8 protein-coding genes and 1 pseudogene are annotated in these 16,119 nt (G+C 58.0%); 3 read left to right on the top strand and 6 right to left on the bottom strand.

Annotated elements, in window-relative coordinates; genetic code table 11:
• The 3 genes and pseudogenes from JZ00_RS08675 to JZ00_RS08665 form a co-directional block, all read right to left on the bottom strand.
• Window positions 1-536 (bottom strand): annotated as a pseudogene (locus JZ00_RS08675) (autotransporter outer membrane beta-barrel domain-containing protein); the annotation flags it as partial.
• 270 nt (window positions 537-806) lie between these two features.
• Window positions 807-1,640, bottom strand: a complete 834-nt coding sequence (locus tag JZ00_RS08670) for an amino acid ABC transporter permease (RefSeq protein ID WP_039593571.1) — start codon at window positions 1,638-1,640, stop codon at window positions 807-809.
• Window positions 1,637-2,458 (bottom strand): ABC transporter substrate-binding protein, encoded by an 822-nt coding sequence (locus JZ00_RS08665; protein WP_039593572.1) that lies wholly within the window; start codon window positions 2,456-2,458, stop codon window positions 1,637-1,639. The genes JZ00_RS08670 and JZ00_RS08665 overlap by 4 nt, the downstream gene beginning before the upstream one ends.
• A gap of 113 nt (window positions 2,459-2,571) precedes the next feature.
• On the opposite strand from JZ00_RS08665, the gene JZ00_RS08660 reads away from it, so the two are divergent.
• Both JZ00_RS08660 and JZ00_RS31410 read left to right on the top strand, forming a co-directional pair.
• A complete protein-coding gene (locus JZ00_RS08660; protein WP_039593573.1) occupies window positions 2,572-3,468 on the top strand; it encodes a homocysteine S-methyltransferase family protein in 897 nt (298 codons plus the stop codon).
• Between the two features lie 170 nt (window positions 3,469-3,638).
• On the top strand, window positions 3,639-8,555 hold the full coding sequence (locus JZ00_RS31410; RefSeq protein WP_235433059.1) for a dermonecrotic toxin domain-containing protein: 4,917 nt from the start codon (window positions 3,639-3,641) through the stop codon (window positions 8,553-8,555).
• A 139-nt stretch (window positions 8,556-8,694) separates the two neighbouring features.
• Here JZ00_RS31410 and JZ00_RS08650 read toward each other — a convergent pair whose 3' ends face one another.
• From JZ00_RS08650 to JZ00_RS08640, 3 genes are read right to left on the bottom strand one after another with little or no spacing between them, the layout of a single operon-like run.
• Entirely contained in the window at window positions 8,695-9,366 is a 672-nt protein-coding gene (locus JZ00_RS08650; RefSeq protein WP_039593574.1) for a GNAT family N-acetyltransferase, read from the bottom strand.
• 10 nt (window positions 9,367-9,376) lie between these two features.
• The gene (locus JZ00_RS08645; protein ID WP_039593575.1) at window positions 9,377-9,823 is read right to left on the bottom strand and encodes a GNAT family N-acetyltransferase; all 447 of its coding nucleotides are present in this window, start codon (window positions 9,821-9,823) and stop codon (window positions 9,377-9,379) included.
• A gap of 2 nt (window positions 9,824-9,825) precedes the next feature.
• On the bottom strand, window positions 9,826-10,467 hold the full coding sequence (locus JZ00_RS08640) for an FMN-binding negative transcriptional regulator (protein ID WP_039593576.1): 642 nt from the start codon (window positions 10,465-10,467) through the stop codon (window positions 9,826-9,828).
• Window positions 10,468-10,700: 233 nt separating this feature from the next.
• On the opposite strand from JZ00_RS08640, the gene JZ00_RS08635 reads away from it, so the two are divergent.
• Window positions 10,701-16,001, top strand: coding sequence for a dermonecrotic toxin domain-containing protein (locus JZ00_RS08635; RefSeq protein ID WP_046509490.1), 5,301 nt, complete (start codon window positions 10,701-10,703; stop codon window positions 15,999-16,001).
• Window positions 16,002-16,119 lie beyond the last annotated feature (118 nt).

The raw sequence follows: 16,119 nt of genomic DNA, 5'->3' as shown, positions 1-16,119 counted from the left end.
ATAACCGAAGGAGCGCCAATGTCAGGACCGACCTTCATCAAGCCCCTCACGTCCAGTGCATCGACCGTCCCGTTGCCGCTGAACGTTCCTTTGTTTCCCACGAACACGGGCCCGCCTACCGTGCCTCGGTTATCGAAAATACCGAGCACATGCACCGCGCCCGCTATCTGACCGGTGTTGGCTAACCTGGCCTTGGAGTCGACCAGGCTTGCGCCGTTGAAAGCGCCCTCGTTGGACCATTCGCCTTGCTTGAGGTACAGGTCCTTGAAGTTGCTTGTTTGACCGATTACGCCTCCCTTGGTGATATCCAATTGCAAGATATTGGTCCCGCCACCGCCGTCGGTAAGCCCGAAAACTTCGCCTTGCTTGATCACCTTCACCAAGTCATTGCCTCCGCCCATCGTCAGGGGGGCTGCCTGAGCCTTGATAACCTCCTCGATATGGGTATCTGGCGCAGCGGCGAACGCCTTGAGACGAGCCTGCATCTGGGCAGTTGTTTCGAATGTGCGGGTTTCCTCGGTAACTGACTGAGCCATCGAAACCTCGGCACAGCCAAGCGCCAAGGCTATCGCCAACGCGAGATGTTGGGGCAGGAATAAGTGTTGGATAGGCATTGAATGTGACCTGTGATGAACAAGGTCACACTTTAAAAATTTCACCCTGGGCGACGATGCCAGCCAACTTCTCGCCGTGGGCACGATTTGGTGGAGGAAACCTGTAGGCCAGTCGTGTTGCCGTGCCCATTATCGTCGCGATGGCTGGCGGGGTCTGTGGCTTTTCCCTACAGCATGCTCATACACAGGCCGTCAGCTGCGCTTGAGATAAGCCTTCCCATAATGCCGCTCCATCCGCGCCTGGATCAGCTCCAGTCCAATGGACATCAACCAATAAATAATCGCCGCCGTCGTCAGCATCTCGATATACCGATAACTGGAACGACCATAAGACTGCGCCAAAAACATCACCTCCCAGACCCCCATCACCGAGATCAGCGAGGAATCCTTGAGCATGGAGATGAACTGGTTGGTGGTCGGCGGGATGATGGTGCGCATGGCCTGGGGCAGGGTGACGCGCCAGAAGATCACGGTTTCGCTCAGGCCCAGGGCAAGCGAGGCTTCACGTTGGCCATGGGGGACGCCGAGGATGCCGGCGCGGAAGATTTCGCTCAGGTAGGCGCCGTAGTTGAGCGACAGCGCGATGATCCCTGCGGCGATGGCACCGGGAACAACGCCCAGTTGCGGCAGGCCCAGGTAGATCAACAGGATCTGGATCAGCAACGGCGTGCCGCGAAAGAACGACGCATAGAAACTGGCGATACCGAACGCCACCGCACTGCTGGACAGCCGCGCCAGGGCGGTGATGAAGCCCAGCAATGACGAAGCGACGATCGAGCACAGGCACAGAAACAGTGTCAGCACCGCGCCTTGCAAAAAACCATTGGGCGCCAGGTGCACGCCCAGCAGGTTTGGCAGTTTGTCGAGGATGATCGAGAACTTCAGGTCGAAGCTCAGGAAGAAGCTCGCGAACAGCACCAGCATGACTACCCAAGTCAGGTACAGCCGGGTTCGAAAACCGAAGATTTTCCGCAGGCGTGATTCAGCCACCGAAGGCGGTGGCTGAGGGGGTGGAAAAGAAGTCATTGGCTGATGTCGGCGCCGATCCATTTTTGCGACAGCTTGCTCAAGGTGCCGTCCTGTTTCAGTTGGGCGAAGACTTCACGCACCTTGCCGTTCCACTCGGCGTCACCCTTTTCAATGGCCACCGAGTTGGGCTCGGAATACAGCGCTTCGCCAGCGAGTTTGAAGCGTTTGTCTTCGGTCAGGCGTGGCTGTGCGGTCACCAGGTTGGTCAGCACCGCGTCCAGTCGCACCCCGGCGCCCAGGCCGAGGTCCTGGAACGCCACGTTGTCGGTGTCGTACGGGGCGATCTGCACGTCTTCGAACGGGTAGCTCAACTGGGTATCTTCCGCACCTTCGATCACCAGGTTCTTGTTCAGGTAACTCTCGTAGCTGGAGGCGCTGGTCAGGCCGACTTTCTTCCCGCTCAGGTCTTTGGCGCCGTGAATGCTGTCGTCCTTGGCGTTGACCACGATCACTGCGGGCGACGCGTAATACTGCACCGGGAAATCGAACACCTCGGCGCGTGCCTTGCTCGGCGTCATGGAGCAGATGCAGATGTCGTAGCGCCCGCTCCAGTGACCCGCCGCAATCACATCCCACGAAGGAGTTTCCAGGCGCAGCTTGACGCCCAGTTTTTCAGCAACCGCCTTGGCGACGTCCACGTCGAAACCGTCCAGTTGGTTCTGGTCATTGAGGAACGAGAAGGGCGGGTAGCTTTCCATCAGCACGCCGACGAGTTCTTTTTTCTGCTCGATACGATCCAGGGTCGTGCCAGCGAGTGCCTGCGACGACGCAGCCAGCAGACCCAGGCCCAGGGCCAGCAACGGTTGAAATTTCATGAGCGATCCCTGGTTGAAAAATAGGTTGTGATTGGCAGAAGAGTGCGCATTAAATAGTTATAAGAACGACTCCGGTAGTGAGTATTTTTCATAAGCTTATGAGTGAATCGCATATGGGCGCTGTAAAAGTCATTCTCGATGGCGGCATGGGCCGTGAACTGCAACGCCGCGGCGCGCCTTTTCGACAGCCTGAGTGGTCGGCGCTGGCACTGAGCGAAGCGCCCCAGGCCGTGGAGGATGTCCACGCGGCGTATATCGCCAGCGGCGCCAACGTGATCACCAGTAACAGTTACGCCGTGGTGCCGTTTCATATCGGCGAGGCGCGTTTCACCGCAGAAGGGCAGGCCTTGGCCGCGCTGGCCGGGGAGCTGGCGCGGCGGGCGGTGCAGGCTTCAGGCAAAGCGGTGCGAGTGGCCGGGTCGTTGCCGCCGCTGTTTGGTTCCTATCGGCCGGATTTGTTCGACGCCAACCGGGCCAGTGAACTGCTGGCGCCGTTGGTGAACGGCCTGGCGCCCCACATTGACTTGTGGCTGGCCGAGACCCAGAGCTCCACGGTCGAAGCGCGGGCGATTCACGCCGGGCTGCCGAAGGACGGCAAGCCGTTCTGGCTGTCGTTCACCTTGAAAGACGAAGACACCGATGAAGTGCCGCGCCTGCGCTCCGGCGAACCGGTGGCGGACGCCGCAGCAGTGGCGGCCGAGTTGGGTGTCGAGGTGTTGTTGTTCAACTGCAGCCAGCCGGAGGTGATCGGCGCGGCCATCGATGCGGCGCGGGGGACCTTCGAGCGTTTGGGGGTAAAGATCCACATCGGTGCCTACGCCAATGCCTTCCCGCCGCAACCGAAGGAGGCGACGGCCAATGATGGGCTGGACCCGCTGCGCGAAGACCTTGATCCACCAGGCTATCTCCAGTGGGCGGCGGATTGGCAAAAGCGCGGGGCCAGCCATTTGGGCGGCTGTTGCGGCATCGGCCCGGAACATATCGCGGTGCTGGCGCAAAACCTGGGTTGAGCCCGCTCGCGTCCTGCCTCTGCAAACACGGGGCAGGGCGCGTTGAGCTGGCCTGTTGCATAGGCTTACGATCTTTAACCGGATCCCCGCCGTCCTATATATATGTATGTCATTGCTGAACGTCCGCCGCGCTAGGTTGTGTGCACTTCACACACAACTTGGGTATTCAAATGGCTGTTGTTTCAAAAAATACATTAAGTCCGTCGACGGTCGAGCTGGTTAAAGGCGGCGAACTCAGCGTGCAGGAGCAATTTCAATTCAAGCAATTGGCGCTGCTCGACAACAACCAAGTGGCGCTGTCTCGTTTGTTTGCCCGCCTTCCGACATTTGATGTCGTGATCGAAAATTTCCTGATTAACGCCATCAAATCGAAAATTGCCGCCAGCAGGTTTCGTGCGCCGTTGTTCGAAACCATCGAACCGGACAGTTGCTACGTCAATCATTACACCGCTGACGGGAAAGGAGCGCGCACGCTGACTTCCTCGCAGCGCTTTTCCGATGTTTTATGGAACTGCTTGCTGACCGATACACCGCCGTCCTACACCCAGGGCGGGGTGGGGTTCTTCACGCGGAGCGACTCGGTGGAGCAAGCCCACAGCCTCTTTGCAAAGCCGGTAGACGAGCAGATCCTGCGCATCATGGAATCAACGTTCTATATCGCCAACCCCACGACCAATCCCCGCTTGAAGCAGCATTTTCTCGACGAGTTCAAGCGGTTTCGCAATGACAAGAACACAAGCGACCCGTTAGGCACTTCAACGGTCTCGACGGTTGAAGCGACCTTCGCTCACCTGCTGTCCCAACGGTTCCGGCACTTCTTCGACCTGTACAAAGCCGATCGCGATTCGGTTCCACTGCCAACTCAGGAGGCTCGTATCCAGCAGGGCGAGGAATATCGACTGCTCGACATCATCACCACACATCCTTCCATGGCGGACAGAAACCGTTTGCTACGCAAACCCGTTCCTCAGGTCTTTGCCGTCATGCTCGAGAGAGAAAATGCAGCACCGCGAAAGTGGCCGGGGGCGATGGTGATCAAGTCTGCGCAGAGCAGAGTGTTGTTCCTGTATTCCCTGGAGGGTGGGGTACAGCGGTTCCATCGCTTCGAAGACTTGGTGGCATCCGTGCATCCCCTGTACGAGGGGCAGCAATACAATGTCCGGGACATGACTTCAGAAGTGTCCGGCAATGCATTCGAGGTGGCGGCGACAGATTTGCTGGAAGTCCAACGCGCGGCGCTGGAGAGGGAGCTGGACGCACCCGAAAATGAAAAAGTCGCTTTGAAAGATTTCGCCAAAGTTATTGAAGATGCGTTGGGCTTGCCCACGTTGTCACTGGCCGGGCCCTTGGCGGTGCGCCAGCGGACGACCAGCGAGAACAACCGTCCCGACTTTTTTAAAAATGCGTCAGGCTCGCAGCAGGCCCACTATCGCCGGCTGGAAGAGCAAGTGTTCCAAGCGGTTTATAAACTGGGCAGTGGCATCGAGACGTTGTTTCAATTTACCCGACAGAAAATCAAGCAATACCTCCAGCAATGCGTCCATTCCGCGATCGATCCCGATCCGGATAAAACCATGGTGACGCTGACCTTCGGCAGCCAAGCCAACCCGAGACAGTCCCGTACGGTCAGCCTGACCCAATTGATGCTCGACAATATCCGACCGCATCAGTACCCCAACGCAATGAGGGAAGTACTGACGGTTTATCTTGCCGATGAACACGGTCAGCGAATCCCTCATCCAACCAGCGGTTTTCTGATCACCTTGACGGGGCGCGACCTTGCCGGCATGGCCACGGCGATCGATGCCGGCGGCAATTATGAAACGTTGCTCAGGGAGAAGATGAACAAACCAGACTACAAAAATGCCTGGCGGGCGGCGTATCTCGCCAACCTGAAGTTCAAGGGCTACGAGGCCGAGCTCAAGGGCAACGCAGTATTCAAGGCCACTGTCTCCGACAGGTCTTTCAACCCTCCCAGGGTTCAGAAACTGGTCACCTGTTGGCTGGAAGCGGTGTTGCAATCGCCCTCGACAACCACTCGCACCCTTGTGGGCGGACAAAAAGTGCAAGTCCATGGGTTGTTGCTAGGCGGTAGCGTGGGGGCTGGCGGGCAACACGGCTCGGTGCGCAATGCGATCAGCATCGAGGGCCCGCTGATTTTTTCGAGCCATGATGGGCCGGATATCAAGGGCACCGTGGGCGTTTACTTCCCGGATAGCCCCGACGGCGACGATTTCCATGAGTTTGCCGATTTAAGCGATGGCCTCGCGCAGCTCTTGGTGCAAAAAGACTGGCAGGACTATTTCCGCGCACGTATCGCCACGACCAAACCCGATGAAATTGCCCAGGCCTTGGGGCAACGCAGCCGACCGTTGATCCATGGCGCACTGATCACCGGCGATCTGTTTGATGTGCTTCATCGCGCGCATGTCAATTTCCACAGCGCTTACGCGGACCACCGTTCCAACAGCAACCTGGAAATTCGCCATCAAACCTATGCCAGGGCGCTGACGGTCGCCACCGAGATCATGATGGACTTGGCCGGGCTGCTGATTCCTGGGTTCAGATTGTTCTCCTGGTACGTCAGGGCAGGGCTGTTTGTCCACCGTACCGGTGCCCTGCCCCTGGATTACAAGACCCTCGTTTCCATCTTCAAAGTGACGAAAATCGGCGCGAAGACCAGTGCCCGGCAAGCGACCGTGCCAGTCAGGGGGCAATCAACCTATCTGGTTTCTCCGGCTCGGCAGAGTCAAGAGGTGCTGGCAGGCCTGCCCCTGGAAGAGTCCGTCTATAGCCGTTATGCGGTCACCGACACTTCAGTTATCCGAGGCGTGGCGCAGGACGCCCAAGGCTTCTATCGCGCGACAATCGTCAACGGCAGCAATGGCGGCGTCACGCGTCCTGTCTACATCAGGCAGCCTGATGGCACGGTGTTCCGAGTGCACGACAACACGCGGTTGACGGCTACCGAAGCGATCATCGTCGACCCTGCGACGGGTTCGAACATCCGTTCAAGTGGTGTCATGAGAAATACCGTGGCACGCATGCCGAACGGCGAATGGCGCGCTGTGGGGTTTGGTCGTGGAGGAGGAAAGCGTCCCCGAAACACATCGCCGAAGCCCGGTCCTTCGAAACCCAAGAAACCCGCCGTGTCGGCTCCCGCTCTGTCCGAGCAGATAAGACGCCCGCGCGCTTGGAACAACGACATCATGGACTTGGTGCCCCCCCTCGTCACGCGTCTTCCCAATTGGCCGCAGAATCGAAGTCTGTTGATAATCGATGAAATCGCGCCTGACCATCATTGGTCTGTACGCTTTACCCCCGGGCAAGCCGAAACCATCTATCCGTCGGGCCTTCATCCGAATCGGGCAAGTACGGATATCGTCCTGAGGCGCAGGGACCAGAACCACTATGATCTGCTGCTGGGCAGTAACGTTCGACGCTTCGCCGCGGACGGTGATTGTTTCTTCAACGCCGTTGCCGCCGGTTTGAATGAAGGGCAGGCCGGGCAAACGTTCTCGATGCAAGGGCTGCGCAATGCGGCGGCGACCTTTATCGAGCAAAACCCGCAACTGAACCAGTTTGTGGTGCCGCAACCCACGGGGCTGCAACAGGCGCTCTTCGAAAACGCTAACTGGCTGGAGCACATCCTTGATGATTCGGCTGTGCTTTACCTCACCCGAATCGCCTATGGTGCTCCGAACCCCCATGGCTTATTCCTGCCGACAGTAGATTACCTGAACCTGTACGCCGATAGTCTGGCCCGCAATGTGCTGAACAATGCACAGAGCGGTGTTCTGCCACCGGAAATCATGCAGCAGATCGGACGCAACCTGAGTGCTCGCTCGCCAGTACAACTGACACCTACCGGCACGCCGTTCTATACGGAGGAGCAGGCGATGCGAACGTTCTTTGAGGACGTGCTGCTCAAGCCGATAGTGGAGGACCATATCGTCGAGCTGCTGAATAACGAGTACCTGTGGCTCTCCCAGGATGTCATGCACGTCATGCTTGAGTACGGCGTGACGGCCAGGCAACTGACGGACCATCACCCCAGGAATGATTTGGCTTTCGTTCAATACGACGAGGCATTGCACGGCGATCTGGACGACGATCAGCTGGACGAAGTGCTTGATGGTGCTTCTCTGGTGGATCGTGACGATCTGCAAGGAATAAAAGAACGCTACCAGCGTGAATTCGGTGTCGTCATGGAAGACGAAGCCGAGCTCTTCCAACAGTTCATCGCCTATGACAGGGCCGAGGAGGTTACCGATTTGTTTACGGTCGCCCTCGAACGTTACCCAGCCCTGCTCGATCGCGCCAATATAGTCCTGCGGTCGATGGTTATCTCATCAACCTTGGGCAATGAGTTTCCGTTGAGCGCGATTTCCAGCTGGATACGTAACCCGGCGTTGTCCGACGAGCATCTACGGCTTATAGCGTTGTATGCCGACTCTCGTCATGAAGCGATATTGAAAGAAGAAGGCCTGGATATCGGGTGGATGCAGCGTTTCGATGACAGGAACCTTCAGCATATCGTTAACCACATCGAAGCCCTGGATACATTCATTGCATTCCTGGGCCGTAGGCAGGCCAGTGCCAGCGAGTCGGCGCTCGTTGATTTATTCAGTGCTTCGGGGGCTGCGCCTTCCAATAGCAGGGTTGCGCTTCTGTTCAACACGCCGAATCTATGGACTGAGCTTCAGCGGCTCCCGCAAACGCAAGCTCAAGAAATATGGAATGACTTGATAGGCCCGCATTTCAGCAATCTGAATATTCGGTTGGCCCTGGCGCGGCCCGGTGCGCTGCGTTCTTCATCGCAGTTCGAAACAGCGTTGAGGACCGGGTTGGGCAGCAATGAGGCCCACGCCAATCAACTGGTCCAGCGAGTGCTCGACGTGGGACAGAGCGAGGCTCAACAGTACCTCTACCATTTCGAGTTCCCGACTCAACGCTTGGGCCATGGCATCGTCGACTTTGCGTCGCACCTGGAAAGCCACATGGAGGTTCCACAATGGGCGTGGCAATACGCGCGGGAAGGCGTAACGCCGCAATCGCTGAGGCCGTCCGTGACAAAAAAAACTTAACGCATCGAACAACTGCTTCTTGAGGTCGATCGCAAACAGGCTCGCCCCACATCAGGCCCGAAACGGTAGGCGCAATGCCTACCGTGGGCGATGTGCGGCGAGCCTGCGCGAGCGGCGTCCCGTCAGGGTTGCCGGCCAGTCAGGACCGACACTGCGCCAGCCCACGCAACTGTCCTTCGGGGCCCTGGTTCTCCACGCTCAACCAGCGCTCGAACCCGGCCCTGATCGCCGGCCACTCCGAATCCAGCATCGAATACCACGCCGTGTCACGGTTCTGCCCCTTGACCACCATGTGCTGGCGGAACACACCCTCGAAGGTGAATCCCAGCCGCTCGGCGGCATATCTGGAACGGGCGTTGGCGTTATTGCACTTCCATTCCAGCCGGCGATAACCCAGGGCGAAAGATTCCTTGGCCAGCAAATAAACCGCCTCGGTGCTTTTCGGCGAGCGCTGCATCGGCGCGCCGAAGGTCACATGGCCGATCTCGATGCGGCCTTGGGCCGGGACGATGGACATCAGGCTGAGAATGCCCTGTACCTCGCCGCTGGCGCGGTCGATCACGCTGAAGAAATACGGGTCGCTGTTGGCCGCATGGTTGTTCAGCCAGGCATCGAACGCACCGCGATCGTTGAACGGCCCATAGGGCAAGTAATCCCAGAGTTTCGGATCGGCACCGGGGCCTTCGAGGGCTCGCCAAAGCCCGTCGGCATGCCGCGCCGGGTCAAGTTTTTCCAGGTGGATGTAACGCCCCTCGAGCAGGTGCGCAGACGGCGCCGGGACACCTTTCCAATCAGCGAGTGAAGACGACATGCGGCGCTCCTCAAAGGGCTTTGCGAAATTGAATGAAGCCTGGACGTTCGGCGATGCGCTCGTAGAGCTGGATCGCCGTGGCGTTGGTTTCGTGGGTCAACCAGTGCACCTTGCAGCAGCCGTCGGCATTGGCGTTGGCGTAGACGAACTCGATGAGCCGGCGACCTATACCGGTGCCACGGCTCTGTTCCGTCACCAGCAGGTCTTGCAGGTAGCAGGAATTCTCGATGCTCCAGTTCGAGCGGTGGTAGATAAAGTGCACCAGGCCCACCGCCGTATCGCCATCCCAGGCGAGGGCGGCATGGGTCGGTTCGCTGTCATCGAGCAAGCGTTGCCAGGTGCTCTGGCTGACCGCGTCCGGCAGTTCGGTTTTATAAAACCGCAGATAGGCCTGCCACAACGGCAGCCAGGCGGCGTGGTCGTCGGCGCTGACGCGGCGGATTTGGGGTTGGCTCATGTTCACTCCTTGGACAATTGTTCAGGCATCAGGTGGGCGAGCGCTCGGTCCTGCGGGTCGGGGCTGGCGCCGAGGCCGTTGCGTACGCCGGCGACATCCGCGGGGCTACGGTTCTGGCTGAGCTTGCGCTTGCCTTCCAGGCGTTGGATGGGCAAGGCGAAGCCGACGATGGCCTTGAGCATGCTGTCGATGTACTCGGCCGGAGCATCGTCGATCTTCCATGGCTGGGCGCGGCCGGTTTCGTGGCGGTCGGTGAGGGCGCCGACCAGGTTGCGCAGGCGCTGAGCGTCGCTGAACACCTCAGCGCTGCCGTAGGCGTGGACGGCCACGTAGTTCCAGGTCGGCACGACTTTGCCGTGTTCGGCCTTGCTCGGGTACAGCCCCGGACTGACGTAGGCATCGGCACCGGCGAATATCACCAGGGCTTCGGCCCCGGCTTCCAGATCGCGCCACTGTGGATTGGCCCAGGCCATGTGCCCATAGAGGCTGCCGTTCGGCCCTTGTTGCGTGTCCAGCAGCAGCGGCAAATGACTGGCCTGCAAGCCGTGTTCACCATGGGTGACCAATACGGCAAGGCGGCAGTCGCCCATCATCTGGTGCAGTTGGGGCAGGTCTTCGACGGCAAAGGCTCTGGGGTTGTACATGATGGGTTTTCCTTGGCGAATGCAAACATCCTAGGCCGCCCATTGGTCCGATGTAAGAGCCAGTTCCAATCGTTTTCATAGGTCCATTCGGCGGAGCATCCCAGCGCGCCGCTAGCTCAACATGCCGACTTACACTTCCGATACGTTACGCATACCGGCCTATACATATGTATGCCGTCGCTGGCTCGACGCCAAGGTACGGTTAAAGATCTTCATTTAAAGATGGATCTTTTATGTCGTCGTTTTTTACAGATGAACCAAGCACGGCGGCGCAGCCCGTTATTGCAGACTTAAGCCCCCTCAAACTGCTGCCCAACGCCAGTCCATTCGAATGCCACGAACTTGCAGATCAGTGGTTGCTCCAATTGGGGCTGCAAGGCGATGCAAAAGTGCGCGTGACTTATCAGGAAGTCAAAGCTGCCGACCAGCCCGTGGAAGACAAGCGCGCATGGGTTCACTTGCGTACGGCCGTTACCCAGGGCTTCCTGGCCGCTTATCAAAGCAAGCCGATTCCCAGCCACGCGAGCTTGGCCCGGTGCGAGAGTTGGGTCACTTATCCTTATAGAAACCGCATGAATCCGGACTTTTCCGCGCTTCGGGTCAACGGCCTTGCGCTGTCGAAAAGTGTCTTGATGAAACTGCAAGGAGGTGTCCCGTCAGGCTATGGAGGGGAGGAACCTGCTGATACTGCGGTGGTGCGTCCACCCAGTCCGCTTGATCCCCGTGAAGCGGCCCGAGACACACAATTGCGGCGTTTAGCGTCCCATGCTGCCGACCTGGCTCGTTTGTTTGCCGGCTTGCCGACATTCGACACGGTACTCAAGCATCTATGGGTCACGTTGATCAGGGAAAAAGTGGACCCCAGCCAATTTCGCGCCCCATTGCGACAGGCGCTCGACCCGGACAGTTGTTATGTAAACCACTTCACCACAGACACGCTTGGGAAGCGCTCGCTGGTTTCATCCAAAAGCTTCAGTGATGTGCTGTGGGACTGTTTGCTCGCCAACGCGCCCTACAGCAACACGATAGCAAGCGTGGGTTTCTTCACCCGTCCGGACTCGGTAGAAAATACCCACAGTGTTTTCGTTGCGCCACTCGATGAAAGTACCCAGCAGGCCGTGACATCGGCCTTTTTTATTGCCAACCCTACGACCCATTACCGCGTCAGGCTTCAGTTCCTGGATGATCTGACGGCGTTTCGAACTAAAGAACCCCTGGGCGATTCCCTCGACCCATCCGTCCGATCAACAGTTGAGCAGGCGCTGGCCTTCAGGCTCTCCCAACGCTTCTTGTACCTTTTCGATTTATACAAAGCGGATCGAAACCCCTCTGTCCAATCAAGCCAAGCCGCCCGGATTCTTCAGCACGACGAAGACCGGCTGTTGAATCTCGTCATGACCCATCCCGCCAAGGCCAACCGAGACCGGCTCATTAACAAGGCGCGAATGGCGCAGGTCTACAAGGTCATGTTGGATATGGGCAGCGAGGCAGAGCAGGCATGGCCTGCCGCCTTCGTGATCAAGCAAGTCGGCCTGGACGTATTGTTCCTGTATTCCCTGGAGGGCGGAATACAGCGATTCGATGACTTGGACGAGTTGGTAGAGACGGTCACCCCTTCTTGTGAAGGGCGGGAAAGGACAATCAAGCACATCGACCTGGAGCTTTGCGAACATGTCTTCGAGAGCGCTGCGAAAGAGCTGTTGGACATCCAGCATGCCGCGCTCGAGACCGTCCTGAAGGATCCCGAAAAGGCGCAGTTCGACCTGATTAGCTTTGCCTCGGCCACCGAAGTGGCACTTGAGCTGCCGACGTTGGCGCTCGAAGGTCCATTGGCTGCCCGTGGTGAGACCTTGCTTAAAAATGCCCGTCCCGGCGCTTATATAACCGCCTCGACGTCACAAAAGCGGACGTATAGAACGTTAGAACGGGAAGCTTCGAAAACTGAAGAAGAGGCTTCTCGTGAGCGTGTCCAGTCGCTCTTGGCGTTCACCCGCGAAAAAATCAAAGCCTACCTTCGCAGCCATTTGCACGTTGAAATAGATCCTGATCCGGATAAAACGTTGATCACGTTGTTCCAGGGAAACGCGTGCAGCCTGAAAGATTCGCGAGCGGTCAGCCTGACGCAGCTCATGCTCGATAACGTGCGCCCTGCGCAATACCCCAATGCGATGAGAGAGATATTGCCTGTCTACCTTGCCGATGAAGCGGGGTGGCCTGTTTATCACCCCGTCACCGGTTGCCTCATTGTCTTGAGCGGACCTGAACTCGCCCAAATGGCAACCCGCCTTGATATCGGCGGTCGCTATGAGATTTACATCGGCGAGAAACTGCAAGCGAAAGACCACAAGCAAGCCTGGTGGAACGCCTATAAAGCCAACATGAATTTGAAAGGATACGAAGCCATCCTCAAGGGCGACGAAGTATTCAAGGCCACGGTGTTCGACGCGACCAAGCCTGGACGATATGAAAAACGGGTTCCGCTCTGGCTGGATGCAGTCCTGAAATCGTCATCGGCAACGGTGCGTAAGCCGGTCCATGGACAAAAGGTCAATGTCTATGGGCTTTTGCTCGGAGGAAGCGTAGGCGCCGCAAACCAGCAGGGCACCTTGGGCAATGCGACCAGCGTCGATGGCGTGTTGATCTTTTCAGATCAGGACGGGCCGGACCTCCAGGGCACCGTGGGCGTGTACTTGCCGGACAGCCCTGACGGCAATGATTTCCATGAGTTTTCCAATCTCGGCGACGGTATCGCAAACCTGCTGCAGCTTGAGTCTTGGCGGACCTATTTTTCCTCCCGCATCGCCACCACCGATGCTGAAGAGATCAAGCGACTCTTAGGTCAGCGAGGCGGTCGTCCCTTGGTTCGTGGCTCGCTGATAACGGGTGTTCTTGGTGAAGCGCTTTATGCCGCCCATATCAAGTTTTTGGGTGCGCACGCCAACCATCGCTCCAATAGCAACCGGGAAATAACCCATCAAACCATCGTCATCGCGGTGATGTCGGCGTTCGAGACGCTTATCGACGTGGTGGGGGCCTTGGCGTTTTTCCACGGCTTTTGGAAAGTACTCATGTTTGTCGCCAAGACTGGCCGCATCCCGATCCACCTGAGCATCCTCAGCTATCTGATGGCGTCTGGTGTGACGCGGCGCCCGGGCGCGGGTATGGCGGGCCTGTCACGCAATGGGCCAGTTTTCCAAGGGATGATGGCTCGCCTGAAACAGCAAAAGCAGCCAGCGGGGCTGGCTTTGGAGCCAGCCATCTATAGCCGCTATGCCGTGGCTGACCGATCGGTGATACGTGGGCTTTCCCCGGATGCCGGGGGCTTCTATCGCGCGGCCGTCCAGGATGTCGCAACCGGTACTGTCACGGCGCGTCCCGTATACGTTCGGCAACCGGATGGGACGGTGCTTCGCGTGCACGATCATACGAAGGTAAACGCAACCGAGGCCATCCTCGTCGACCCCGACTCCGGGTTGAGCATTCGCTCCAGCGGCGTGATGCGCAGCACCGTGGCGCGAATGCCCGATGGTGAATGGCGCGCCGTCGGATTCGGCTTGGGTGGCGGAGGCTCGAAACGCCCCAGGAGTCCATCCCCCAAGCCTGGTCCTTCAAGGCCCGCAGTCACGCCTCCCGCCGGTTCTTCAAACGTGGATGCGCTTCCTTCGTCGGGTGAGGATATGGCCGCTTTGGTCGAGCGATCCGGCGAATGGGATAATCCGGTGATGGATCTGGTCCCGGAGTTCATGCCCAATCTGGCGAGTTGGCCCCACAACCGCGGCCTGGTGGTTATCGATGAGCGTCCGGGGCGGGACATTGCCATGATGCGGTTTGCATCGGGAGCCAACCCGACCTATCAGCTGACCAGTGCGCCAGACCTGCAAACGGACGTCGTCGTGAGACGCAGGGGCGGCAACCATTACGAACTGCTGCAGGCCAATCATGCAGCCCCCATACAGATGCCGAGGGATGGCGATTGTTTCTTCAGGGCTGTTGCCTTGGGCTTGAACACGCTTGAGGGAGGAAATGCCTTTTCTGTGAGAGGGCTGCGTACTGCATCCGCCAGGTACATTCGCCAAAACAGCCAGATGTTCAGTTTCATGGAGACCCCGCCGCTGCTGTCAGGCGTCGAGCCCATGATCGAGAACCTGCTCGGCAGGGAAACGCTGCATGTACTCAGAAGGGTCTTTTCCGAAGGGCCTACGGCAAACGGGTTGTTCCAACCGCTTCGCCTATACCTGGATGCAGCGGCGCATGCGGCACCCCTTGCGGCTGCAACACAGCGGAATCGATTTAAAAGGTTTTCCGACCTGTTGCCCACGCGGCATCGCTATGGTTTGGCATGGCTGCGCGAGCCGTATACGCCTGAGCAACTGACCGCCATACGGGTGTTTATCGGCCAGGTTCTAGTCGGCAACGAGAACAAGGAAATGCTGAATTCCATATTCAGGGACCCGTCTTTTACGGTCACCCGGGATTTGGTGCATATCATGCTCGAATACGGTATTTCCATTGATGACCTGCAAAGGTTTTATCCAAGAAACCAAAGGGCTTATGTGCTGTTTGACACGGCGGTACATGGGCAAATGAGTGTGCGTGAGCTTCTGGATTCGATGGGCAGGGCAGATTTTGTGTACCCGAACCAGTTAACTGCCCTGGCGGACAGGCTGAGAACCAATACCGGCGTGCATGTCACCGATACCTCGAGGCTGATGCATTTACACCGGTATGAACAATCGGTCATCCGGACAATCGGCTTGCTCCGCGCCTCGCTTGGCAAAAAACCGGTGTTATTGCATCGAGCCGAGATGCTTCTGGCCTCGCCAGTGATTTCGAATAACCTGGGTGGGCGAATGCGTATCGCCGTGTTTGCCAGATGGATTGGCCAACCGGCGTTCAGCCAGGAGAAAATTCGCGCCATCGCCAGATATGCCGATACGCGTCTCGCCGAGTTATTGACCACCGGGAGTATCGACATCAGATGGGTGCACTTGTTTGATGAACCCAACATCGGCAGGATCTTGGACAATTCAAGCGAGATCGTGAACTTCTATAGGTACGTGACGCCGTCGGCAAAGGCAGAAATGCCGGTGGTCATCAGAGTGCTCAGTGCCGCGGGTGAGTCACCTTCCAACTCCAGGGTGGCCATGCTGCTCAGCACCCCGAACCTGTTCGGCAACCTGAGCAGGAACTTCACTCCCGAGCAAGCTCGCAGCGTCTGGGCCGACCTGATCAGCCAAAACTACAGCGACAGCAATATCCAAGGCACACTCGCGCGAGCGGGTGCGCTGAACTCCGAGGCGGATTTCGCCGCATCGTTGGTTATCCAGTTGATGCAGGACGTACAGCGCGCGGAGCAGCTCGTGGCCAATATCGTTGCCGACCAATCGATTTCAGCGCGAGTACTGGCAAATCTGTACCGGTTCGAGCTTTCCAATAATCGTGCAGAACATAACTGGTTGAGCTTTGTGGAATACGTAAGCCGTCACAAGCAGATACCGGACTGGGCCTGGCAATATAAAAAGTCAGGTAGCTGATAGATTTCATCGCTGTCGCGAGCCCGTCCGCGATAGCGATGCCCGCCGTGATCCTTGATGATTTCCCTTGGCGAATGCGCCTGTCCGAGGCAGGCTAATGGTCCGTTGCATGAGCCGG

The sequence above is a fragment of the Pseudomonas frederiksbergensis genome (assembly GCF_000802155.2).
Taxonomy (GTDB): Bacteria; Pseudomonadota; Gammaproteobacteria; order Pseudomonadales; family Pseudomonadaceae; genus Aquipseudomonas; species Aquipseudomonas frederiksbergensis_A.
Note: the sequence above shows the minus strand (reverse complement) of the source record. Positions and strands in the feature narration are given on the sequence as shown.

What these genes read in the sequence shown, in the direction of transcription:
- JZ00_RS08650 (WP_039593574.1), bottom strand. Translation starts at nt 9,366, where the DNA reads ATGTCGTCTTCACTCGCTGATTGGAAAGGTGTCCCGGCGCCGTCTGCG.
- JZ00_RS08670 (WP_039593571.1), bottom strand. Translation starts at nt 1,640, where the DNA reads ATGACTTCTTTTCCACCCCCTCAGCCACCGCCTTCGGTGGCTGAATCA.
- JZ00_RS31410 (WP_235433059.1), top strand. Translation starts at nt 3,639, where the DNA reads ATGGCTGTTGTTTCAAAAAATACATTAAGTCCGTCGACGGTCGAGCTG.
- JZ00_RS08635 (WP_046509490.1), top strand. Translation starts at nt 10,701, where the DNA reads ATGTCGTCGTTTTTTACAGATGAACCAAGCACGGCGGCGCAGCCCGTT.
- JZ00_RS08665 (WP_039593572.1), bottom strand. Translation starts at nt 2,458, where the DNA reads ATGAAATTTCAACCGTTGCTGGCCCTGGGCCTGGGTCTGCTGGCTGCG.
- JZ00_RS08640 (WP_039593576.1), bottom strand. Translation starts at nt 10,467, where the DNA reads ATGTACAACCCCAGAGCCTTTGCCGTCGAAGACCTGCCCCAACTGCAC.
- JZ00_RS08645 (WP_039593575.1), bottom strand. Translation starts at nt 9,823, where the DNA reads ATGAGCCAACCCCAAATCCGCCGCGTCAGCGCCGACGACCACGCCGCC.
- JZ00_RS08660 (WP_039593573.1), top strand. Translation starts at nt 2,572, where the DNA reads ATGGGCGCTGTAAAAGTCATTCTCGATGGCGGCATGGGCCGTGAACTG.